Origin of the sequence: Gordonia asplenii (genome assembly GCF_012933505.1) — a bacterium.
GTDB classification, from domain to species: domain Bacteria; phylum Actinomycetota; class Actinomycetes; order Mycobacteriales; family Mycobacteriaceae; genus Gordonia; species Gordonia asplenii.
Map to the genome: position 1 here is coordinate 47,543 of NZ_JABBNB010000015.1, position 22,567 is coordinate 70,109.

Below are 22,567 nucleotides of genomic sequence, written 5' to 3' on the forward strand. Positions count from 1 at the left end.
CTCATGACCGCAGAATTTCGGCGATATCTGTTCGCCGACGATCATCCCCGGCTCGCCGACGTGCGAGGAATGGACGCCTACACCTACCGGACGGCCGCTCGCGAAGAGGGAACGTTCACCGGCGACCTGGTGGTGGGCTGGACCCCGCTGTACCTCAACGAGTTCCGGGGCGTCACCGAAGACGGAACGCTACGTGACGGTGTCCACCCGTTCGAACCGGCCCGGCCGGGCGAAGAAGCGCCGGTCGCCGCGATGGTGTCGGCCGCCGAGGATCTGCTCGCCGCGCTCGACCCCGATGCACGTGCCGCTGTCTCCTTTGCCGTCGACGCGCCCGAATGGCAGACCTGGGCCAACCCCGAGTTCATGCAGTTCGACACCGGACTGCGCCTGGAGTTTCAATCCGCCGACGTCCAGCGCAAAGCATTGGCGCTGATGGCGGCGTCGTTGAGCCCGGAAGGCTACGACCTGGCCCACAACATGATGCTGATCAACGGGTTCCTGGGGGAGGTCGTCGGACTGCAGAGCATTCTCAATGAGTTCAGCTACAACATCGCCATCTATGGCACCCCGGATCTGACCGCTCCATGGGGCTGGCAGATCTTCGGACATCACATGGCGGTCAACTGCCTGGTGATCGAGGGCCGCATGGTGATCAGCCCGGCATTCCTCGGCGCGGAACCGAACGAAATAGACGAGGGCGACCACGCCGGCGTCGAATCATTCACGCCCCGTATCGATCTCGGTATTCGACTCATGGGTGCGCTGACCGCCGAACAACGGACTGCGGCAACGACGTACGAGCAGATGGTCGACCCCGCGATGCCGCCGGGACGGGTCCACCCGGGCGATGAGCGACACCTGGCCGGTGCGTTCCAAGACAATCGGCAGATACCCTTCGAAGGGGTCCGGGTCAGCGACCTGTCAGATGACGCCCAACAGCTGGTGCTGGCAATCGTCGAAGAATTCGTCGGGTTGCTGCCCGAGGGTCCACGCGCGGCGCGGATGCGCGAGGTCCGCGAAAATCTCACCGAGACATGGTTCTCCTGGATAGGGGGGCACGCACCGGGCGATGTGTTCTACTACCGCATCCAATCGCCGGTCATCATCGCCGAACTCGATCATCACTGCGGCGTCTTCCTGGACTACGACACACCCAAACCGTTCCACATCCATACCGTTCTGCGTACGCCCCACGGCAACGACTACGGGCGGTCTTACCTGCGACAATGGCAGCAGGCGCACTCGTGAGCACCGATGCGGACAGCTTGGCAGGCGCCGTCGCACGACATCACATCGCCAACCTGCTCTACACCTACATCGACATCGCCGACCGCAAGGACGTAGCCGCCGCAGTGGATCTGCTGGGCGCTGCCCGGGTGCGGTTTCCACACGCCGGCTACCACTCAGCCGACGCCGCACCGTCGTTCTTCACCGGCCTGTGGGCCGCGCCGACGGCACATCGACACGACGTCACCAACCTTCAGGTGCATCGGGACCGGGGTGACCTTTGGCGTGCCGACGCCCACTACACACGCTGGATCATCGCCCCCGACCCGGTCCTGCACACGCTCGGCCGCTACACACTGACGGTCGACAGCGAGACCTGGTCGATCACCGAGCTGATCGTGGACCGGACGTGGACGAGAGGGTGACGCGATGGCCGACATCGGTCGAGCAACGCTGATCCTCGACGCGATCGCCGAGGGACGAGAACCGCTCACCTTGACCGAGCTGGCCACCCGCACCGGACTGCCGAGATCGACGGTGCACCGCATCGTCCAAGCGCTCGAGCAGGAGTTGTTCGTCGTGCGGGTTCCGGAACGGCGCGGCTACACACTCGGACCCGGCTTGCTCAAGTTCGGTATGAATGCGCACCTGCGGCTACTCGGCAGCAACCGCAACCAGATGGCCGTTCTGGCACGCGCGGTGAACGAAAACGTCGAACTGGCCGTTTTCAGCGGCCGAGAGGTCGTCGTCGTCGACCAACTCGCTTCGCCGGACCGGCTCCGCGGGGTCACCAAGGTGGGAAAGTCGTTCTCGTTGCACGCCAGCTCCATCGGCATGGCGTTGCTGGCGCATCTGCCCGACGAGCAGGTAGCCGAACTCCTGCAGACTCCGCTGACCCGGTTCACCGCGAACACCGTCACCGACCTGACACAGGTCCGGCACCGGCTCGACGAGATCCGCCGGTCGCACATCGCCATCGACGTCGAAGAGCACGACCTCGGAATCTGTGCGGTCGCCACCGGCTTCGTCGGTCCCACCGGTGCCCTGCAGGTTGTGTGCGTGGTGATGCCCACCGGTCGCTTTGCGGATAAACGTGCGCAAGCGATCGAAGGCCTGCAACGAATCAACCCCGCAATCGTCCCGTCCGCGGTATCGCTGCGCCGCTGATACAACGTGGATCCGTTCGCTGGTTCGGCGGGGAGAAAATCGTCCGAATAGTCGGTCGCCGAGGGCATTTTGCCCTTGCTCACCAGCAGTTTTCCTGTTTTTCCGGCCCGTGTGGCATGTGTATGTCTCGCGCCGGGACGGTCGCAAGGGTGTGTGTGTGTGCGGCTGCGGTCCTGCGTTGACGCAGCGGTTGTCGAGCTCCCGCGGCGGCAATCGGTTCCCGCGGACGTAACCCCCTCTGCGCATTGCGTTCCTCTGCCGTTTGAGCGAGCGGAGCGAGTCGAAACCCCATCGGCCGGGCAAGTGACGCAACCCGCAGCGTCACCGTGGTTTCGACTCGGCTTCGCCTCGCTCAACCAGCAGGACGCGGCGAAGCAGGGTGAGCGCAGGATATCAATAACATTAGGCGCGACGCGCCGCTAGCCTCACCGAAATCCGTTGTGTCACCGTGGTTTCGACACGGGCCTGCGCTAACGCTCCGGCCCGGCTCAACCAGCAGACTGCGGCCCGGCTCAACCAGCGGAAGGGGCATACGGTCGGTGAATCCAGAAACAAAAAATCGGCGGTTCGGTGCATCATGCACCGAACCGCCGGTTCTGTTCGATCGGTTACGCGAGCACCGCGTCGGCCGACGGTGCGGGCATCACCGACAGCTGGTCGGAGAGCGTTGTGTTGCGGGTATGGGCCGCGCGGTCGGCGAAGTACAGGCTGATCACCGCGATCAGGCAAATGGCTGCAGCAGCCGCGAACGTCGAGAACAGGCCGCTCGCTCCACCCGCGGCGATCGCGCTGCCACCCAGCACAGGGCCGAGGAACGCGCCGATGAACGACGTCCCGTTGGACCAGCCCAGCGCGGTAGCACGCACCGGCAGCGGAAAGATGTCGGCGGTGGTGGTGTGCACCAGGTTCATCGTCGAGTGCCCGCCGATGCCCATCAGCGCCACGCAGACGACGGTGGTCTCGATCGACAGCGGGACCACCACCATGCCGATCAGGCCCACCAGTGTGCAGGAGCTGGTCACGATCGCGATCAGCGCCGAACCACGCCGGTCAGCCGCCCAGGCGGTGACGAACGATCCCAGGACGGCTGCGCCGGTGAGGGTGAAAGTGACTATCAATGCCGTGTTGAGGGAGTAGCCGAGATCGACCATGGCCTTGGTACCCCACACATTGAGGCCCTGCCAGGCGACCATGTTCGCAATCGCACATCCGGCGATGACGAGTGTCGCGATCATGCCGCGGCCGGAGAACATGACGCTGAGTTTCTGACGTGCCGACCACAGACGGCCGGCGAGCTCCTGCGGGGTATCGGTGGGCAGGGTCATCCGGGCGACCGCGATCATGATGATCACCGCGGTCGCCGCACCGACGAAGAACATCGGCCGCCAGCCGAACGCGGGCAGCACCGGAATGGCCAGCAGAGCTGCCACCACACCGCCGAGCGGAATGCCTGCCATCGTGATCGTGACGACCAGTGACGCGTGCTTCGACGCCGAGCTGTTGCGTGCGGCGGTCATCGCCGTGGTCAGTGATCCACCGACGCCGAATCCGGTGATGAAACGCGCCAGCGCCAGCATCGGCACGCTGATCGCGGATCCGGTCAAGATCCCGCCGAGCGCGAACAACCCGATTGCGCAGAGCAAAACTCGCTTGCGGCCCATCCGGTCGGCCAGCCACGGCACGCTCACCGACCCGAGGATCGCCCCGATGTAGACCAGCCCGCCGATCAGTCCGGTCTGCTGATCGGTCAGGCCCAGCCTGGCGTCATCCAGCAGCAGCGGAACCACCGATCCGTACACGATGAGGTTGAACCCCTCGATGACGGTGATGAACATGCACAGGGCGATGACCCCGGGATGCGACCGAGTCTCGGCGGCCTGTGGCGAAGTGGTCAATTGCATGGGATGTCTCCAGGTATATCGGGCGGGGTGCCGGCTCGATGTGAAGTGGCAAGCGTCATCTTGAAGTGCCCGATGTGGTGCGGATAACCCCATCGTCCCGGAAACCGGGACACCTCTGTGACCGACACCACGTTCCGGGCGGGCCGAATTGCCAAGGGCCCCAACGTCGAGAGTTTCTGTCCCGGAAATCGGGACGCCGACAGTGACTCGGGCCACACGAGGACGCATGGTCGTTTCCAAGCGCTTGCACGACGTTGATCGAGACGACCTCAGCTAGAACGGACCCGCTATGAACACCAGCCACGCACCCTCACGTCGAATGACCACCGAGGTACTGATCGTCGGCTTCGGACCGGTGGGCAAGCTGCTCGCCATCAAACTCGGCCGGCAAGGGCACACGGTGATCGTGATCGACCGCAACGCGGCCGCCTACCCCCTCCCACGGGCGGTCACGCACTGTTCGGACTTCGCCCGCATCCTGCAGTCGGTCGGGCTGGCCCCCGACACCATCGGGCACATCACCGAGCCCTACGACGACATGTACTCCTGGCGCAACGGCGACGGCCAGACGTTGGTGGAGGTCGACTGGAGCGGACGCGGCGAATCCGGCTGGTACAACACCTATTTCTTCAACCAGCCTGCCCTCGAGGATGCCCTCGACGCGATCGTCGCCGACCTCGACAACGTCCGGGTGATGCGTGGGTGGGAGGCGATCTCGCTGACTCAACGAACCCAGGACGCGACGGTGGGTGTGCGCACCGCGACCGGGGAACAGGTGTCGGTCACCGCCGACTGGGTCGTCGGCGCCGACGGCGCCAACAGCAAGATCCGCAGCCTGGCCGGGATCGACTGGCACGACGACGGCTACTTTTTCGACTGGCTCGTCGTCGACGTCAAACCCCGCGCCGGAATGGAGTTTCCGCACATCGCCGTCCAGAACTGCGATACGCGACGTCCCTCGACGATGGTGCCCGGCGGCCCCGGTCGTCGACGCTGGGAATTCATGCGCCTGCCACACGAGTCCAAGGAGGAGCTCAACCGGGCCGACAAGGCGTGGGAACTGCTTGCGCCCTATGGCCTCTCGGCTGCGAATGCGCAACTCGAACGGCATTCGGTGTACACGTTCCAGTCGTGCTGGGCCACCGAGTGGCGGCGCCGGCGGGTCGTGATCGCCGGAGACGCCGCACATCTGATGCCACCTTTCGCCGGCCAGGGTCTCGGGGCCGGGGTTCGCGACGTGATGAATCTGTCCTGGAAGCTCGACGCCGTTCTGCGTGGGCAGGCCGATGACACTCTGATCGACACCTACGGTGCCGAACGCGTCCATCACGCGGTGGCTTTCGTGAAGTTCTCGACTTCGCTGGGTCAGGTCATCTGCATCACCGATCCCGCGGAAGCCGCCGAACGCGACACTCGGATGATCGCCCAGTGGGCGGCCGGGATGAAGCCGCCCGCGCCGCCGCGCCCGGGTCTCGGTGCCGGTGTGCACGTCGGCTCCGCCGGTGGTGCGCTCGCCCGCCAAGGACGGGTACGCGTCGACGGCGGCCACGACGTCGTGCTCTTCGACGACGCCTTCGGCGGACCGGGCGCCGTCATCACGCGCACCTCCACCACCCTCGCGACCGTCTCCGTCGACGCGCGAGAAGCACTGTCGGACCTCGGAATCACACTGGTCGCGCTGTCCGGTCCCAGCGGCGTCGACTCGATCGTCGACGACGTCGACGGCACTTATCATCGATGGCTCGACGAGCTGGGTGCGGATACCATCGTCATCCGCCCCGACTTTCATCTCTACGGGTCCAGTGCGGCCGCCGGGACCGCGGACCTGATCGACGGGTTCTTGTCCCGGGTCGGCAGCCGATCCGCCAGCGCGGCCCACGCCGGTTAGCCACCCGGCAGACAAGGAGAGAATCATGATCTTCACCGACGTAGATCAATTGCTCGATCCCACCCCGTTGCCCCTGGAAACCGGGTACGAACGTCTCGCGGACGGGTCGTTGCACGTCGCGGTCCGCACCGACATGCACGGGTGCGTCGGCGCGATGCTCGAATGGTGGTTCCGCTGGCGGTGCGACACACAGAAATACATCTGGTGGCATCCCATCGACCACATCTCCAGCAACTGGACGGGCAATCTCGCACCCGACACTCACATCGGCAGCGAACACATCGTCGTGGAGAGACTCACCGAGATCGACACCGCCGACCTGATCGTCCAGTTCCGCGATCCCGAAGAATTCCTCACACCGCACCTGTACCGCAAAGCCCGGGAGAACGCCGACGTCAGTTGCGCCGTCACCGGCCGAATCGCAACCAGTCACACTCCACCGCGCACCGACGACGGGCAGGTGCTCGGCGGGCGGCTCATGCACATCGGGCGTGACACCCCGTGGGGTCTCGCCCTGCGGAGCCACTTCTTTGTGGGCACCGACCTGCCGGCCGCAGGGCTGACGCCCGCCGAGGTGGAGCAGCAGGTACCGACTGCGTTGGCCGTCGGATTGCTGCAGCACGCCTACAACGAGTTCACGTTTCTGTCCCGGATACTCCCCGGTCTGTACGTCGCCGAAAACCGCGACGACATTGCGCCCGTCGCCCCGTGGTGACCACCACGTCGCTCGCACGTCTGGCAGAAATCGGCAGATAGTCGGGGTGATGAGGCGATGTGCCCTTGTCGGACCCATGTGGTTGATTAGACAGCGTGAACGTCCGGTGGGGAAACGATCAGGTGCTGACCCTGGCGCCCGACGCTGCCTCCGTCACGGCGGGACGCAAGATCGCCTCCGCGGGGTGGTCGGACGAGGGAGCCACCGAGTCGGCGGTGTGGGGACTGTGCAAGGGCAGCGGCAAGAACCCCTATCAAACGATCGTCGACGTCACCGGTCCCGCGTACAAATGCTCCTGCCCATCGCGCAAGTTCCCCTGCAAACACGCGCTCGGCCTGTTGCTGCGGTGGAGTGCTGGAACGGTGCCCGACGCCGAACGGCCGGCACCGTTCGCGGCGACGTGGCTCGACGCCCGCGCGGCGAAAGCGACGGCCACCACCGATACCGCGAAGAAGCCCCGCGACCCGGAGCAGGCCGCGAAGACCGCCGCGGCCCGCCGCGCCCGTGTCGACACCGGCGTCGCCGAGTTGCTGATGTGGGCCGACGATCAGATCGCGTCGGGCCTGGCCGGCGCCGACGTCAACCCGTACGCGCGCTTCGATCCGATGGCCGCGCGACTCGTCGACGCCCAGGCGTCGGGGTTGGCCCGCCGCATACGACGCCTCCCCGAGGTGATCACCGGAGCCCACTGGCCCGCCGACCTGCTCACCGAACTCGGGTCGGTCTGGGCGCTCGCTCGCGCGCATCAACGCCTCGACGAGCTCGAGCCCGCACTGGCTGACTCCGTCCGCAGGCATGTGGGCTATTCCGTCCCGAAGGACGTCGTGCTCGCGACCCCCGGCGTCGAAGACACCTGGGTGGTACTGGGAACGCTGGATACCGAGGAAGATCGACTGCTCACCCGGCGTACGTGGCTGTACGGTCGGCATTCGCAGCGATACGCCCTGCTCCTCGACTTCGCCCCACCCGGTGCGTCCTTGCCGGGCAGGCCGCCGGTGGGGGTGGCCGTGACCGCGACGCTGCACTACTACCCCGGGGCCGTCGCACAACGAGCAGTACCGGCCGGCGAGCTGACCGCGGTCGACGCCGTACCCGCCGCGCCGCTCGGACTATCCGCGCGCGCGGCCCGCAACGTCCTCGCGCAGGGCGTGGCAGCCGATCCGTGGCTCGCCCTCGTGCCGGTCGCCGTCGACGGTCGGCTGGGGACCGCGGGCCAAGCGCATGTCGTGATCGACGACGCCGGGGACGCACTCCCTCTGCGGGTAGGTGACTGGGCGAGTGCCGTCGCGATCAGCGCAGGTGCCCCGGTGGTCGTGTTCGGCGAGCTCAGCAGCACCGGACTCAAGGCAATGTCGATGACGGTCGACGGACGGGTGTGGCCACTATGACCACGCCGCAATCGCAAGGCGCACAACACCAGTGGGACTCGGTGGTCTCGGCGGCGCTCGTCGGTGTCAGCGGACGCACGGTGAATGCCGTCGGTGCTGACCCGGCCATCGTCGAATATCTCAGCGGCACAACAGATTCTGCTCAGCTGGTGTTGGAGACCGCCGCACTGGCGTCGACGGCGGCACGGGCCACCGTCGACGTGATCGGCGAGGCCGAACCAATCGAGAGCGCGCCGCCAGACGACCGACCGCCGATGACTCCGACCGCTGCCGAGATCGCGATTCGCATGATGGACATGGGCGGCGAGATGAACGAATGCGCACGGGAGCTGCTGCTGCGCTCCGGCCGCGCACCCACGCCGACGCTGCTGCCGGTTCTGTTGCGGCAGACGAGATCTGCGACCCTTCGAGGTGACTCGACGCAGCTCGCCGACATCGTCGGGCCGCGAGGCCGGTGGCTCAGTGGGCGAGTTCCCGAGCTCCAGGCGATGCTGCCGAGCGCCGAATCACTCGAAAACCGTGATGCCGCAATTCTTTCCGACGACGCGACGTGGAGACTCGGAACGCTCGACGATCGGGTGAGATACCTCGAAGCCCTGCGACGAGCCGACCCGCGGCGCGGCGTCGAACTGCTGTCGGCCGGGTGGAGAGGGGAGTCGGGTGAGGACCGGGAACGACTGATCCTCGCACTCGCGATCGGCGAGGCACCCGACGACGAGCCGTTTCTCGAAGGCGCGCTCGACGACCGCCGGGGTGCCGTACGACGCCACGCGGCACGACTGCTGACCGGGCGGCCCGACTCGGCGTTGGTGGCTCGGCTCGACGCCGTGCTGTTCGGCATCGTCACCGTGGCTCGCCACGGTCCGCTCGAGTTCGAAATCGACCGGACCGCACGTATTCCCGAATCTCTGGCGCGCGACGGGATAGTCGCCGGGCGGGCCCGCGGTGCCATTCGCTTCGACGATGCGCTGAACCAGCTCATCGGAGCAGTTCCGTTGTCGCACTGGGAGTCTCGCTTCGGCGGTACTCCCGCGGAGATCTTCGCGGCCGTCCCCGACGATCCCGCTGTCTATCGGGACGCGATGGTCGCAGCCGTTGCCGTCCAGCGCAACCGGGAGTGGGCCCGCGCCATCGCGCCGTCGCTCTCGTCGACGGAGCACACCGGGCTGATCCGCGAGCTGATCTCCGATGAGCAGCTGCTTGCGGCCGCAGCTGACGAGCTCGACCGCATCGACGCCGCCGGGAACCTGTCCATGCTCGCGGCGGTGCCCCGACCGTGGCCCACCGAACTGTCGCTGCGGGCGTGCGGCCTGCTCCGGGCGGGAGGCAGCGCCGCGCGATCACGCACCCTGCTCGGCTTCATGCGGACCGCGCTCCCGGTCGACGACGCCACCGCCGACTCTCCCGGTCGGTGGATCGTCGAACTCAACCGGATCCGCGAGCAGGCCCACGCGCAACTGCAAGCACCCATCGCCACCACCGTCGAAGCCCTCCAACTCCGAATAGCACTCACAAGGGAGCTCTCGTGACCGACAATCTCCTTCGCCCGCACGCCGAGCAGACTTTCGCGGCCGAACTCGCGGCCCTGGCCCGCGCGGACACCGCCGCCCGGCCGGCGAATTGGAACCTCTCGCCGACCGCGGTGGTCGACTACCTGATCGGCACCACCCTCGACGACGCCACCGTCATCACGCCGAAGTACATCGGTCCGCGCCGGATCATCGAGGTGGCGGTCGCAACGCTGGCCACCGACCGTGCACTGCTCCTCCTCGGTGTGCCCGGAACCGCGAAAACCTGGGTGTCCGAACATCTTTCGGCCGCCATCTCGGGACGGTCGACGCTGCTCGTGCAAGGTACGGCCGGTACGCCCGAGGAGGCGATCCGGTACGGCTGGAACTATGCCCGCCTCATCGCCGAAGGGCCCAGCGAGGCCGCGCTGGTCTCCTCGCCGATCATGACCGCGATGCGTGAGGGCAAGATCGCCCGGCTCGAGGAGCTGACCCGCATTCCGTCCGACGTCCAGGACGCCCTCATCACCGTGCTGTCCGAGAAGACCCTGCCGATTCCCGAATTGGGCACCGAAATCCAGGCGACCCGCGGATTCAATCTCATCGCGACCGCCAACGACCGGGACCGCGGCGTCAACGATCTCTCGTCGGCGTTGCGCAGGCGTTTCAACACGGTGGTGCTTCCGCTCCCGGCGTCGGCCGACGAAGAGGTGGCGATCGTGACCCAGCGGGTCGCCGACCTCGGCGCGGCACTCGAACTTCCCGAACTGCCGTCGCCCGCCGACGAGATCCGGCGGGTGGTCACCGTGTTCCGCGAGCTGCGCTCCGGTCTCACCGAGGACGGCCGCACCAAGGTGAAACAGCCCAGTGGCACACTGTCGACCGCTGAGGCGATTTCCGTTGTGACGCAGGGGATTGCGATGTCCGCGCATTTCGGTGACGGCGTGCTGCGGCCCGCCGACGTCGCCGCGGGTATCCATGGTGCGGTGATCAAGGACCCGTCGTCGGACGCGGTCATCTGGACCGAGTATCTGGAGTCGGTGGTCCGCGACCGCGACGACTGGGCCGACTTCTATCGAGCCGCCCGCGGCGCGCTGAGCTGAGCTCGTGGTGTCCGGCTCCGACGTCGTGACGACGCACATCCTCGGGATCCGCCACCACGGTCCCGGGTCGGCGCGCGCCGTTCGTGCCGAACTCGACCGACTCGCCCCCGACGCCGTGCTCATCGAGGGGCCGGCCGACGCGTCGGCGCACATTCCGATGAGCGTCGCCGACGGGATGGCGCCGCCGGTCGCACTGCTCGGCTACGTCGCGGCCGATCCCCGCCGCGCGGCGTTCTGGCCGTTCGGAGTCTTCTCCCCGGAATGGCAGGCCATGACGTGGGCGGTGAAACATGGTGTGCACGTGGAATTCTGCGATCTCCCGACCACGATGAGCCTCGCACCGGAACCGGCCGAGGAAACCGTCGGCGCCGACGATGACGCACCTGACACCGATCCCAGCGGCCCGGGCGACTATCTCCGCCGCGACCCCATCGCCTTGCTGGCCCGCGCCGCCGACTACGACGATCCCGAACGCTGGTGGGACGACGTCGTCGAAACACGTTCCGGCGGTGGGGGATTCGATGCGATCACGGAGGCCATGACGATGCTGCGCGAGCGGGTCGGCGACACCATCGGTGACGCCGCCCGAGACGAGCGGCGAGAAGCCTATATGCGCCAGTGTCTGCGTAAGGCGATGAAACGGGAAGGCGTACAACGTATTGCGGTCGTGTGCGGAGCCTGGCACGCGCCGGCACTCGTCGGCAGACTGGGGCCGGCGGCCGCCGATGCGCGGCTGCTGACCGGAACGCCGAAGGTCAAGACCAGCGTCGCATGGGTCCCCTGGACGCATTCGCGTCTGGCCGTGTCATCCGGTTATGGTGCGGGCGTCGTCTCCCCGGGCTGGTATCACCATCTCTTCGTCACCACCGACGACGTCGTGATCCGGTGGCTCACCGATGTAGCAAATCTATTGCGCGCCAACGATATCTCGGTATCGTCGGCGCACATCATCGAAACGGCACGCCTCGCGTCGACACTCGCGGTGCTGCGCCGCCGTCCGTTGGCCGGACTCGAGGAGATCCGTGAGGCAACGCTCGCGGTGCTGTGCGACGGCCGCCCGGAGCTGCTCGCACTCGTCGAACGCGACGCGGTGGTGGGGGAGAAGCTCGGCAGCGTCCCCGACGACGCGCCGATCGTGCCGCTGCAAGCGGACCTCACCGCCACCGCGCGCAGTGTGCGACTGAAGTTCGACCCGGCGTCGAAGGAATTGGTACTCGACCTGCGCCGCCCCGCCGACATCGGCAAGTCGCACCTCCTGCATCGGCTCCGCGTACTGGGAATCGACTGGGGCACAACGCAAGCGGTCCGCGGGACCGGAACGTTCAAAGAAGGCTGGGTGATTTCCTGGCAGCCCGACTTCGCCGTCGACGTCGTCCTCGCATCGGTGTGGGGCACCACCGTAGAACAGGCCACCGTGGCCAAGCTCGTCGACGCGGCGGCCACGGCGTCGACGCTGGCCGACATCACCACCGCTCTGGAGAGGGCGCTGCTGGCGGCCGCGTCGGGAGCGGTGAACGACATCATCTCCGCCCTGCACGACCGAGCAGCGCTCGACCGTGACGTCGCACATCTCATGGAAGCCTTGCCCGCGCTCGGTCGGGCCCGGCGCTACGGCGATGTCCGTGGCACCGACACCGCCGCCCTGGCCACCGTCGCGAGTGGCCTGCTGGTACGTGTCTGCGTCGGATTGCCTTCTGCGGTAACGAGTCTCGACGAGACCGCGGCGAGTGAGCTGAAACTCCTCGTCGACGGCGTGCAGGACACGGTCGGGTTGCTCGACGCCGAAGATCGCGATCGCTGGTACGCGGCGCTGTCGTCGGTGTCGCGGCGCAGCGACGTGAACGGCATCCTCCTCGGCCGGATCGTGCGACTGCTGCTCGATGCCGGCGTGATCACCAGCGACGACGCGGCGCTGCGTCTGACGCGGGCACTGTCCGCAGGGGCGACACCCATGGAGAAGGCCCGCTGGGTCGAGGGCTTTCTCGGCGACAGCGGGATTCTCCTCGTCCACGACCGGGCGCTGCTGGGCGTCGTCGACGAGTGGCTGAGCGGATTGCGGGAACAAGACTTCACCGACGTTCTGCCGTTGCTGCGCAGAACATTCGGCTTGTTCGACGCCGGGGTGCGGCGCAACATCGCCGATCGACTGCGCTCCGGTGCCGAAGGCCGCGCACCGCAGCGAACATCGATGTTCGACGCCGAGCTGGTCGCCCCGGCGTTGGCCACGATGGCCCGGATCCTGGAGTTGCCCCATGTCGGATGACATCGAACGCAATCGACGTTGGCGGCTGGTCCTGGGTGACGCGGCCGACGACCGGCTCGGTGCGGTGTCGGTCGGTGGCGCGGGCCTGAGCGGCGCCGATCTCGGCATGGACGGTGCGCTGAGCAAGTTGTACAACGCCGAGAATCGAGATCGTCGGGGCGGACTCGGATCGTCGGCACCGTCGGTCGCCCGATGGCTCGGCGACATCCGCAAGTACTTCCCGTCGACCGTCGTGCAGGTGATGCAGCACGACGCCGTCGAGCGCCTCAACCTGCACAGTCTGCTCGCCGAACCGGAGCTCATCGACTCGGTAGAACCGAACATCGACATGGTCACGACGCTGATCGCGCTCGGGAAGGCGATTCCGGAGACGTCGAAGTCGTCGGCCCGGATTCTGGTGCGGCGAGTCGTCGACGAGGTGGAAAAGCGAATCGCGCAGCGCACCCGCGCCGCGGTGACCGGAGCCTTGAACAGAGCTACCCGGGTACACCGCCCGCGGCCGGGCGACATCGACTGGAACGCGACCATCGGCCACAATCTTGCGAACTACCTGCCGGAACAGAAGACGATCGTCCCGCAACGGCTCGTCGGATACGGCCGGCGAAAGTCCGCGGTGGGCAAGCACGTGGTGCTCGCGATCGATCAATCAGGATCGATGGCCGAGTCGATCGTGTACTCGTCGATCTTCGGTGCGGTGCTCGCGTCGATGCGCTCGATTCGGACGTCGCTGGTGGTCTTCGATACCGACGTGGTGGACCTCTCCGACCAACTCGACGATCCGGTGGACGTGCTGTTCGGAACCACCCTCGGCGGCGGCACCGATATCAATCGGGCCATTGCCTATTGCCAGGGATTGATAACTCGTCCGAACGACTCGATTTTCGTTCTGATATCCGATCTTTACGAAGGCGGAGTTCGCGAGGAAATGCTCAAGCGTGTCGTTGCGATGGCGGCCGCCGGAATACAGGTGCTGGTTTTGCTGGCGCTGTCCGACGAAGGTGCCCCGGCGTTCGATCGCGAGATCGCAACCGCGTTGTCGGGCATGGGAATTCCGGCATTCGCGTGCACCCCCGATGCGTTTCCAGAGTTGCTGGCGGTGGCCATCGAGCGCGGTGACATCGTCGGCTGGGCCGATCGGAATGAGTTGGCGAAGCGCGGAATGGCCGACGAGAGTTAGACGGTAGTTAGCCTGCATAAATGCTGTGCGATGACAACCCTGAGAACTTCCCCCAAATCAACCCGGACTTTGATGGCGGATATCCGGGTGCGGCGTGTGATCAGATAGTCTTGGGCACATGTTTGTCGCTCGGCGCCACAACGATGGCCGCCGCCGGTCAGTCGTGGCCGCCGAATGGTTGAGTGTCGCAATAGTAGCGACGGTGTCTGCTGCGCTGTGCCTGATCGCGGCACCGGTCGCTTCCGCGGCGCCGGTGAGCGCGACCAAGGAAATAGCGGTGGGTAATGCCCTGTGGCATTCCGAGCGCATTCCCAGTACCGGCGGGGTGACCCTCTACGCCGATGTCCTGCGTCCGCGGAATCTCCCGGCGGGCGCCCGGACGCCCGTCATCATGGCGATCGGACCCTACTTCAATCACTACGCGGCCAAGGGGCAGCAACCCGTCCTGCGTGACAGCATCGGGCAGGGGCTGGTTCCCGCCGGCCGATACGACGACCTGATCGACGGAGCCAGACTTCTCGAACGCGGCTACACCATGGTGATGGTCGACCTGCGCGGATTCGGCGGCAGTTCCGGATGCCCCGATGCGAGCGGTCCCGGCGAACAGTCGGATGTGGCCGCGGCGGTGCGCTGGGCGGCCTCGCAGTCGTGGTCGACGGGCAAAGTCGGGCTGTACGGCAAGTCCTACGACGCGGTCACCGCGCTCATCGGTGCGGGTCAGCAGGTACGCGGATTGTCGGCGGTCGTCGCCCAGGAGCCGGTCTACGACTGGTATCGCTACCTCTACGGAAACGGCGTGCCGCGGGTCAATCGGCTCGGTACCCCGCTGTCGTTCATCTACCAGTCGTCGAACCCGGGATTCAAGCCGACGCCCGGCATGGATCCGGCTGCTTATGCCGACCGCACCTTCGCCAACGTCGTCAATCCGCTCTGCCAGGGATACAGCGTGCTCTCCCAGCTCAACGGGCAGAAATCCGATGCCTTCTGGCGTGCGCGCAACCTGATTCCCCGGCTGCAGGGCTCGCGGGTTCCGCTATTTCTCAGCCAGGGCTTCATCGATCAGAACACCTCGGCTGACGGACTTCAGCAAGTGCTGTCGGGAATGCGTGGTCCGGTCCACGCGTGGCTCGGCATGTGGGACCACGTGCGCGGCAACGACACCGACATGACGGCTCCGCTCAACTCCAACACACCCAAGCGCCTGTCCACGGGACGCGCCGGCTACCTGGACGAGGTCGGGCGGTTCTTCGACCAGTACCTCATGGGCAAGCCGCCCGCGGTCAAGGATCCGGCGATCGTGATCCAGGACAACACCGGCCGCTGGCGCGCACAGCCGGTCTGGCCGCAAGACATCGCCACCAGGCGCGTCGCCTTGCGCAGCGGGGCGTACACGTTCGACGGTCGGCAGACCGCGACGAAGATCTTCTATCAGGGTCAGTACTACGGAACGCAGATCGACTCGGTGGCGCCCGGCGGAACCAATTTCCAGGTCGCCAAGACCACGGATTCCGCGTCCAACGCCGTCTGGACGGTGCTGCCCGTCGAGAAGTCGGCGGTGCGGATCTCGGGAACGGTCGAGGTATCGCTGACATCGCGTGACCCCGATTCGACGCCGGTCGCGGTCGATGTCTACGACGTCGACGAGACGGGCATGGGAACCCTGATCACCCAGAACGCCGCACGACTGACCGCGGGTGTGACCACACTCGAACTGTTCAGCACCGACTGGCTGGTCGCGCAGGGGCATCGGATCGCCGTGCGGGTCACCGATTCCAACAACGGCCGTTGGGCGTATGACCATCCCACCGGCCGGCGGGTCGTCGTCGACGGCGGCACCGTCGTGTTGCCGATGGCGGCGGCCGACGCCGGGACGCCCACGTCCGGCGGTTCCAACTCGAATCTCGAGGGATATCTCGGGTCGTACCGATATCCGGTGCCCAAGCAGTCCTGACCCGGGGCGCCGGACCAGGTGCGGTTGGTCAGGCGATCATCAGGTAGACGATGATGCCGGTGATGGTGGCCGCGGCGTACAGGTAGCCGATCCACAGCGCGGCGCTCGCGTAGGCACCGCCCAGCTCCCCGGTGCGCGCGATCTTCGATCGCGCGATGTGCGCACAGATGATGCCGACGAGCCAGGTGATGCCCAGGAACGACAGCACCAGGGAAATGACCGCTAGGCGGTTTGTGGACGGCACCGATGTCTCCTGAGGCATGGGTCGGCTGGGTGAGGACGGCGTGGCTCGCGGCGCGGCCGGTGCCGGATTGTCGACCCGAGAGTAGGCAAGCGCCGCCGGGTTAGCCGAATTAGATTGTGGTGCAGTACTTTTCGCCGGAGAGGGAGCGACAGGTGTTGCGCCCGGGCGTGGTTGCGGGGCCGGCCGGACACCTGAGTTGCCGGGTCCCGGACCAGCGGCCGGACGCGGTGGCCCGTCGGGTCGAGCGTTGACGGGTGGGCGATTGCCGCCGATTCCGGGTTGCGGACCGCTGCGGGGGCCGGGAGCGAAACCGGGGCCGGTCACCTGACCGGGTCGCGGACCGGGTGCGTTCTGCGGCCGCGGAGCAGGACCCGACTGCGGCCCGGCCGGAGGCGGGCCGGGCGTCGGTGGTCCGCCCTGCGGTGGCCCGGGCGGCGTCGGAGCGGGGCCGCGGCGCGGAACCGCCTGGGGGCCGGTCACCGGGCGGCCGGTGGGCCCGCGTTGGCCCGCGGATTGGCTGGGGCGGTCCCACGGAGCAGGCGGGTTCGGTTGGGATCGCACGCCGGGCCCGTTCACGGCGTCAGCTGCCCCGTTGTCGGTTGTCATCGGTACTAAATTACCTTCTCGTCGACGTCGCGGGTGCCACGTCGTCGATGCGCGGCGGTGCCGGTGCGACCGGTGGGAGCTCGACCCGGCTGCGTCGGGTCAGGGAGAAGGCCGCGGCGCCGACGGCCAACAGGGCGGCGACGACAGCGGCGATGACGAATTTCGAGTGCATCCCTATAGCGTGCCAAAATGATCCCCCAGTCGCCATTTCGTGACCTGATCCCGGGTCCGACGAACGCGGGTCGCGCCAGGTGGTTGGATAGAGGACATGAGTGATAACCAAACTGCGACCATCCGTACCAACCGTGGTGACATCGTCGTCGAACTGTTCGGAAACCATGCACCCAAGACCGTTGCGAACTTCGTCGGTCTGGCCGACGGCACCAAGGAGTACTCCACCAAGAATGCCGCGGGCGGCGACTCGGGACCGTTCTACGACGGCTCGGTGTTCCACCGGGTGATCGACGGTTTCATGATCCAGGGCGGCGATCCGACGGGCACCGGCCGCGGCGGCCCGGGCTACCAGTTCGCCGACGAGTTCCACCCGGAGCTGCAGTTCAACAAGCCCTACCTGCTCGCCATGGCCAACGCCGGACCGGGCACCAACGGGTCGCAGTTCTTCATCACCGTCGGGCCCACCCCGCACCTGAACCGGCGCCACACCATCTTCGGTGAGGTCACCGACTCCGCGTCGCAGGCCGTCATCGACGCCATCGCCACCACCGCGACCGACCGTCAGGACCGCCCGCGCGACGCCGTCGTCATCGAAAAGATCGAGATCAGCTGACCGCGCCGATGGGCCGGGCATCGACCACCACGGTGGCCGGTGCCCGGCCGTTGGTCACCTACACACTCATCGCGATCAATGTCGCGATCTACGGGATCTGCGCGGTGCAGGCGAAGTCGACGGATATCGCCGCCACACTGCCACCCCTGTTCGACCGATGGGCGCTGTCGGGTCTCGACCTCGCCAACGGAGAGTATTGGCGCCTACTGACCTCCGGATTCTTACATCTCTCGCTGATCCACATCGGCGTCAACATGTTCTCGCTCTACGTGCTGGGCCGCTCACTCGAGCCGGCGCTGGGGTCGTCGCAGTTCACCATGGTCTATCTGACCGCATTGTTCGGTGGTAGCGCCGCCGTCGGGTTGTTCGCCTCGCCGCTGGTATTGACGGCGGGAGCGTCGGGCGCGATCTACGGCCTGATGGGTGCGTTGCTGGTCCTCGTCCTGCGTGCGCGCGCCTCAGTTGGGCCGGTGCTCGGGATCATCGCCGTCAACATCGTGCTGTCGATCACCCTGCCTGGAATCTCCATCCTGGCTCATCTCGGCGGCCTCGCGTTCGGGGTGGTCAGCGCCGCGGTGTTCGTCTTCGTTCCGGGGTTGATGCTGCGCGACCCGACGTCGAGGACCGTCGCGGGTGTCACGTCGGCGACACGCGTCGCCTGGGCGGTCGCCGGTGTGGTCTTGGTGATCGCCGTCGTCGCCGGAGTCTATGCGGGCCGTTTGCCGCTGATCGAGTCTCCGCTCACCTGATTTCGAATCGACGCAGCGGTCAACGTTCCACGTGAAACCCTGCGGCGTCGAGTGCATCGGCGACGTCGTGTACGTCGACGCCGAGCTCCCAGCGGCCCATGACGACGATCCGTGAGTCGTCGACGTCGGATTCCGACGCTTGCGTCTCCTGTGGATCGAACTCGAATTCGAGGTGCCCGATCTGACGGCCCATCCGGCGGAATTCGAGGATGCGAATCCGCTGAACGTCGGTCGCCGCGTAGGTCTGGGCGCCGAAAATGGTGCGTACGGTCACCGTCGGCGACGCCCCGGTCGATACCAGGCGGAGTCGGGGCCGGATGATCGCCGCCACGACTCCGAAGCTGAACATCAGGAACGCGGCGATGATCATCAACACCGCCCCCGCGATGTCGTCTCGAGTTATTCCAGCACCTATCAACAGGGCGAGGCCACCTATCACCAGTCCGAAGGCGAATGGTTTAGGGGATGACCAGGACTGTACATGCAGGTCAGACATACTTATCCAGAACTTATCCACAAACATTGTCCACAATGTGGATTACTTACACACATGTAATTTCCACAGTGTGGATAACTTGTCAACAAAACTGTGGGTATCTCGCTGCTCAGCGCCACCGCATGGTCATCAGCAGGCCAACCACCATCGCGGCGAACCCGATCAAGAAGTTCCATGAGCCCAGGTCAGCCATCCACTGCAGCCAGGAGACCACCGGGCTGCCGCCGTTGGCGCCGATCGTCAGGTAGTACACGACCAACCAGGCCAGGCCCACGATCATCAGACCGAACATGATCGCCAGATACCAGACCCCGGACGGACCGGCCTTGACCTTCACGGGTACCCGGCTGGCCGGATTGATGGTGTAATCAGTCTTCTTGCGGACTTTTGACTTCGGCATAACTTCCTCGGTTATCGGGACGCCAGGTGCTCTGGGCACGTCTGAGCGCAGGTAGGTCTTTGTCCCATGGTAGTCAGTCGACGACAGCGGACCGTCGCCACGTCGTGGATTGGCAGTATCGTTATGCGGGTGACCGCCACGCCCAAGATCCTCGTCATCGACAACTACGACAGCTTTGTCTACAACTTGGTCCAGTATTTGGGTCAGCTCGGTGTCGTGGCAGAAGTCTGGCGTAACGACGATGCGCGCTTGCCCGCCGATCCCGCCGAGCTGGCCGACGTGGTCGGCGGATTCGACGGCGTGCTGCTGAGCCCGGGTCCAGGAACACCGCAACGCGCGGGGGCGTCGATGCCGATCGTCGAGGCCGTGCGGACCACGCGCACACCGTTGTTGGGTGTCTGCCTGGGCCACCAGGCCATCGGCGCAGTGTTCGGCGGGACCGTCGACCGCGCTCCCGAACTGCTGCACGGTAAGACGTCGCTCGTCACCCACACCGACCAGGGCGTGCTCAAGGGGCTCCCCGATCCGTTCACCGCCACCCGCTACCACTCGCTGACGGTGCTCCCGGAGACGATCCCCGACGAACTGATCGTCACCGGCCGCACCCACAACGGCATCGTGATGGCGATGATGCACCGCGACCTGCCCATTCACGGCGTGCAGTTCCACCCGGAGAGCGTTCTCACCCAGGGCGGTCACCGCATGCTGGCGAACTGGCTCAACGCCTGCGGCGTCGACGTCGACGAGGCGCTGGTCGCCACCCTCGAGGCCGAAATGGCCGCGGTGATCTGAGGCCTGCTGCTGGTCTAGTCGAGCGCCACCTCGCTGGTTGAGTGGAGCGTTCCCTCTCGTTGGTTGAGTGGAGCGTTCCCTCTCGCTGGTTGAGCGAGCGCAGCGAGTCGAAACCCCGCGCGGTGGTTTCGACTCGGCCTCGGCTAGCGCCTCGCCCGGCTCAACCAGCGAAAGGCGACGCCACCCCTGCTGGTTGAGCGAACGCCACCCACCGCTGGTTGAGCGAGCGCCACCCCCGCTGGTTGAGCGAGCGCAGCGAGTCGAAACCCCCCCGCCGAACGGACCCTAGCCCGGAAGCAGGCTCATCTGGCCGACGCCGATCGTCATCGCGTCGTCCTTGTTCGCCCTGGCACCCGGTGCCGGACTCTGGGATACCACCTTGCCGCTGTCAGGGCTGCCGATCGGCACGCCGCGCGGTGTCTGCGTCAGAGTCGTGTTGTTCCACCCGGCCCGGGTCAACGCCGCCTGCGCCTGCGCAGGCGTCTTTCCGCGCAGGTCAGGCATGATGAACATGTTTCCGCGGGATACCACGACGGTCACCGTCGAGTCGCCGTCGACGGTGGTGCCGATCGCCGGCGTGGTCCGCACGATCTGCCCTTCGGGTAGCTCGGAATCGCCGTCGATGGTCGCCATCTTCAAGCCGGCCTGGGTCAGGATGGAACGGGCCTGATCGACGGTGTCGCCGGTGACGTCGGGAATGGTGACCTGCTTGGGGCCGTCGCCGATGTGAATCACCACCGCGGCGTTGACCGGCGTCGACGTTCCGACGGGCGGCGTCGTGTTGATCGCCTTGCCCTTCATGTCCACCGTCGAATCGACCTTGTCCGACTTCACGTTCGTGAAACCGAGTTTGGCCAAGACGTCCTTGGCCTCGGCCTCGGTCTTGCCCTTCAGATCAGGGATGCCGTAGCGCGGCGGACCGATCGAGATGTAGAGCGTGACCTCAGAACCCTCGTCGGCGCGGACGTTGCCGCCGGGCGCGGTTCGCGTGGCACTGCCCACGGCGACGTCGACACTGTTCTCGTCGAGCTGTTTGATCTGGAAACCGGCGTGCTGCAGCGCATCGCGTGCCTGCGTGGAGGTCATTCCGGTGACCGCGGGCACGGCGACCTGCTGGGCCGGCTCCGACGACCACGGATGGAACACCACGAGGGTGCCGAGCAGCAGGATCAACACGGCCGCGATGGCCATCACCGAACGGCGTCGATACCAGCGCGGACCCGACGGCGGCACCTCGTCGTCGTCGGTGTCCCGGCGTCGAACGCGCGGCGTCTTCGGGTCGGTGCGCGACAGTGCACGCGGACCCGTGTCGATCAATCCGGTGCGCTCGGCGTCGGACATGATCATCGGCGCCGACGGTTTGCCGCCGGTGAGGACCTTGATGCAGTCGCTGCGGAAATCGGCCGCCGACTGGTACCGGTTGGCCGGATTCTTGCTCATCGCCTTGAGGATCACCGAGTCGATCTCGGGTGACAGGTCGCCCCGCAGCGACGACGGCAGCGGCGGATCCTCGTGGACATGCTGGTGCGCGACGGCGACCGGCGAGTCGCCAGTGAAAGGCGGCTGGCCGGTGAGCAGCTCGAACAGCACGCAACCCATCGAGTAAATGTCGCTGCGCGGGTCGACCTTGATGCCCCGGGCCTGCTCGGGCGACAGATATTGGGCGGTGCCCATCACCGCGGACGTCTGCGTCATGGTCGACGTCGAGTCGTTCATCGCGCGGGCGATGCCGAAGTCCATCACCTTGACCGCGCCGGACTTGTCGATCATGACGTTCGCGGGTTTCATGTCGCGGTGCACGATGCCGTTGCGATGTGAGAAGTCCATCGCGGCCGCGACGTCGGCCATCCAGGTCAGTGCCTGCCGCGGAACCAGCGGACCGTCGGCGCGCAGAATGTCGCGCAGCGTGTCGCCGTCGACGTACTCCATCACGATGAACGGCAGCGGGCCGTCGTCGGTCTCGGCTTCGCCGGTGTCGAAGACCTGCACGATCGTCGGATGATTCAGCTTGGCCGCGTTCTGCGCTTCGCGGCGAAACCGCAGGTAGAACGATGGATCGCGGGCCAGATCAGCGCGCAACACCTTGATCGCGACGTCGCGGTGCAGCCGCAGATCGCGTGCGAAATGCACTTCGGACATGCCGCCGAAGCCGAGGGTCTCGCCGAGCTCGTATCGTCCGGACAGATGGTGTGGCGTCGACATCGC

At 66.4% G+C, this 22,567-nt stretch carries 20 protein-coding genes; 14 read left to right on the forward strand and 6 right to left on the reverse strand.

Features of this window, described 5'->3' with window-relative positions:
- Positions 1-3 precede the first annotated feature (3 nt).
- Genes HH308_RS15430 through HH308_RS15440 form a run of 3 tightly spaced genes read left to right on the forward strand, consistent with a single transcriptional unit; the run spans position 4 to position 2,394 of the window.
- Positions 4-1,248, forward strand: a complete 1,245-nt coding sequence (locus HH308_RS15430) for a DUF3500 domain-containing protein (protein WP_170195109.1) — start codon at positions 4-6, stop codon at positions 1,246-1,248.
- A complete protein-coding gene (locus HH308_RS15435; RefSeq protein ID WP_312870612.1) occupies positions 1,245-1,652 on the forward strand; it encodes a hypothetical protein in 408 nt (135 codons plus the stop codon). Before HH308_RS15430 ends, HH308_RS15435 begins: the two co-directional genes overlap by 4 nt.
- A gap of 4 nt (positions 1,653-1,656) precedes the next feature.
- Positions 1,657-2,394: an IclR family transcriptional regulator gene (locus HH308_RS15440; protein ID WP_170195111.1), complete on the forward strand. Its 738-nt coding sequence runs from the start codon at positions 1,657-1,659 to the stop codon at positions 2,392-2,394.
- Positions 2,395-3,002: 608 nt separating this feature from the next.
- Here the strand turns inward: HH308_RS15440 and HH308_RS15445 are convergent.
- Entirely contained in the window at positions 3,003-4,295 is a 1,293-nt protein-coding gene (locus HH308_RS15445) for an MFS transporter (protein ID WP_170195112.1), read from the reverse strand.
- A gap of 319 nt (positions 4,296-4,614) precedes the next feature.
- Between HH308_RS15445 and mhpA the strand changes: the two genes are divergently transcribed.
- The 8 genes from mhpA (at position 4,615) to HH308_RS15485 (ending at position 16,288) form a co-directional block, all read left to right on the forward strand.
- Positions 4,615-6,183 carry a bifunctional 3-(3-hydroxy-phenyl)propionate/3-hydroxycinnamic acid hydroxylase MhpA gene (gene mhpA, locus HH308_RS15450; RefSeq protein ID WP_246284636.1) on the forward strand — a complete coding sequence of 523 codons (1,569 nt, stop codon included), beginning with the start codon at positions 4,615-4,617 and terminating at the stop codon, positions 6,181-6,183.
- Positions 6,184-6,208: 25 nt separating this feature from the next.
- Positions 6,209-6,898, forward strand: a complete 690-nt coding sequence (locus HH308_RS15455; RefSeq protein ID WP_170195114.1) for a DAPG hydrolase family protein — start codon at positions 6,209-6,211, stop codon at positions 6,896-6,898.
- Positions 6,899-6,993: 95 nt separating this feature from the next.
- Entirely contained in the window at positions 6,994-8,286 is a 1,293-nt protein-coding gene (locus HH308_RS15460; RefSeq protein ID WP_170195115.1) for an SWIM zinc finger family protein, read from the forward strand.
- On the forward strand, positions 8,283-9,815 hold the full coding sequence (locus HH308_RS15465; RefSeq protein ID WP_170195116.1) for a DUF5691 domain-containing protein: 1,533 nt from the start codon (positions 8,283-8,285) through the stop codon (positions 9,813-9,815). Before HH308_RS15460 ends, HH308_RS15465 begins: the two co-directional genes overlap by 4 nt.
- Complete coding sequence (locus tag HH308_RS15470) at positions 9,812-10,897, forward strand: ATP-binding protein (protein WP_170195117.1); 1,086 nt, start codon at positions 9,812-9,814, stop codon at positions 10,895-10,897. Before HH308_RS15465 ends, HH308_RS15470 begins: the two co-directional genes overlap by 4 nt.
- Positions 10,898-10,904: 7 nt before the next feature.
- Positions 10,905-13,160: a DUF5682 family protein gene (locus tag HH308_RS15475; protein WP_312870616.1), complete on the forward strand. Its 2,256-nt coding sequence runs from the start codon at positions 10,905-10,907 to the stop codon at positions 13,158-13,160.
- Positions 13,150-14,337: a VWA domain-containing protein gene (locus HH308_RS15480; RefSeq protein WP_170195119.1), complete on the forward strand. Its 1,188-nt coding sequence runs from the start codon at positions 13,150-13,152 to the stop codon at positions 14,335-14,337. The genes HH308_RS15475 and HH308_RS15480 overlap by 11 nt, the downstream gene beginning before the upstream one ends.
- 202 nt (positions 14,338-14,539) lie before the next feature.
- A complete protein-coding gene (locus HH308_RS15485) occupies positions 14,540-16,288 on the forward strand; it encodes a CocE/NonD family hydrolase (RefSeq protein ID WP_312870617.1) in 1,749 nt (582 codons plus the stop codon).
- Between the two features lie 28 nt (positions 16,289-16,316).
- Here the strand turns inward: HH308_RS15485 and HH308_RS15490 are convergent, their stop codons facing one another.
- Positions 16,317-16,532, reverse strand: a complete 216-nt coding sequence (locus tag HH308_RS15490; protein ID WP_170195121.1) for a DUF4190 domain-containing protein — start codon at positions 16,530-16,532, stop codon at positions 16,317-16,319.
- A 616-nt stretch (positions 16,533-17,148) separates the two neighbouring features.
- On the reverse strand, positions 17,149-17,310 hold the full coding sequence (locus HH308_RS15495; RefSeq protein WP_170195122.1) for a cell wall synthesis protein CwsA: 162 nt from the start codon (positions 17,308-17,310) through the stop codon (positions 17,149-17,151).
- Between the two features lie 96 nt (positions 17,311-17,406).
- Here HH308_RS15495 and HH308_RS15500 point away from each other — a divergent pair, with 96 nt between their 5' ends.
- Positions 17,407-17,925: a peptidylprolyl isomerase gene (locus tag HH308_RS15500; protein WP_170195123.1), complete on the forward strand. Its 519-nt coding sequence runs from the start codon at positions 17,407-17,409 to the stop codon at positions 17,923-17,925.
- Positions 17,926-17,933: 8 nt separating this feature from the next.
- On the forward strand, positions 17,934-18,674 hold the full coding sequence (locus HH308_RS15505; RefSeq protein ID WP_170195124.1) for a rhomboid family intramembrane serine protease: 741 nt from the start codon (positions 17,934-17,936) through the stop codon (positions 18,672-18,674).
- Between the two features lie 19 nt (positions 18,675-18,693).
- Here HH308_RS15505 and HH308_RS15510 read toward each other — a convergent pair whose 3' ends face one another.
- Together HH308_RS15510 and crgA are read right to left on the reverse strand one after the other, a co-directional pair.
- Positions 18,694-19,044 (reverse strand): PH domain-containing protein, encoded by a 351-nt coding sequence (locus HH308_RS15510; RefSeq protein ID WP_170195125.1) that lies wholly within the window; start codon positions 19,042-19,044, stop codon positions 18,694-18,696.
- A 235-nt stretch (positions 19,045-19,279) separates the two neighbouring features.
- A complete protein-coding gene (gene crgA / locus HH308_RS15515; RefSeq protein WP_170195126.1) occupies positions 19,280-19,570 on the reverse strand; it encodes a cell division protein CrgA in 291 nt (96 codons plus the stop codon).
- 129 nt (positions 19,571-19,699) lie between these two features.
- On the opposite strand from crgA, the gene HH308_RS15520 reads away from it, so the two are divergent.
- Positions 19,700-20,362, forward strand: a complete 663-nt coding sequence (locus HH308_RS15520; RefSeq protein WP_312870618.1) for an aminodeoxychorismate/anthranilate synthase component II — start codon at positions 19,700-19,702, stop codon at positions 20,360-20,362.
- Between the two features lie 285 nt (positions 20,363-20,647).
- Here HH308_RS15520 and pknB read toward each other — a convergent pair whose 3' ends face one another.
- Positions 20,648-22,564: a Stk1 family PASTA domain-containing Ser/Thr kinase gene (gene pknB, locus HH308_RS15525; protein ID WP_170195128.1), complete on the reverse strand. Its 1,917-nt coding sequence runs from the start codon at positions 22,562-22,564 to the stop codon at positions 20,648-20,650.
- Positions 22,565-22,567 lie beyond the last annotated feature (3 nt).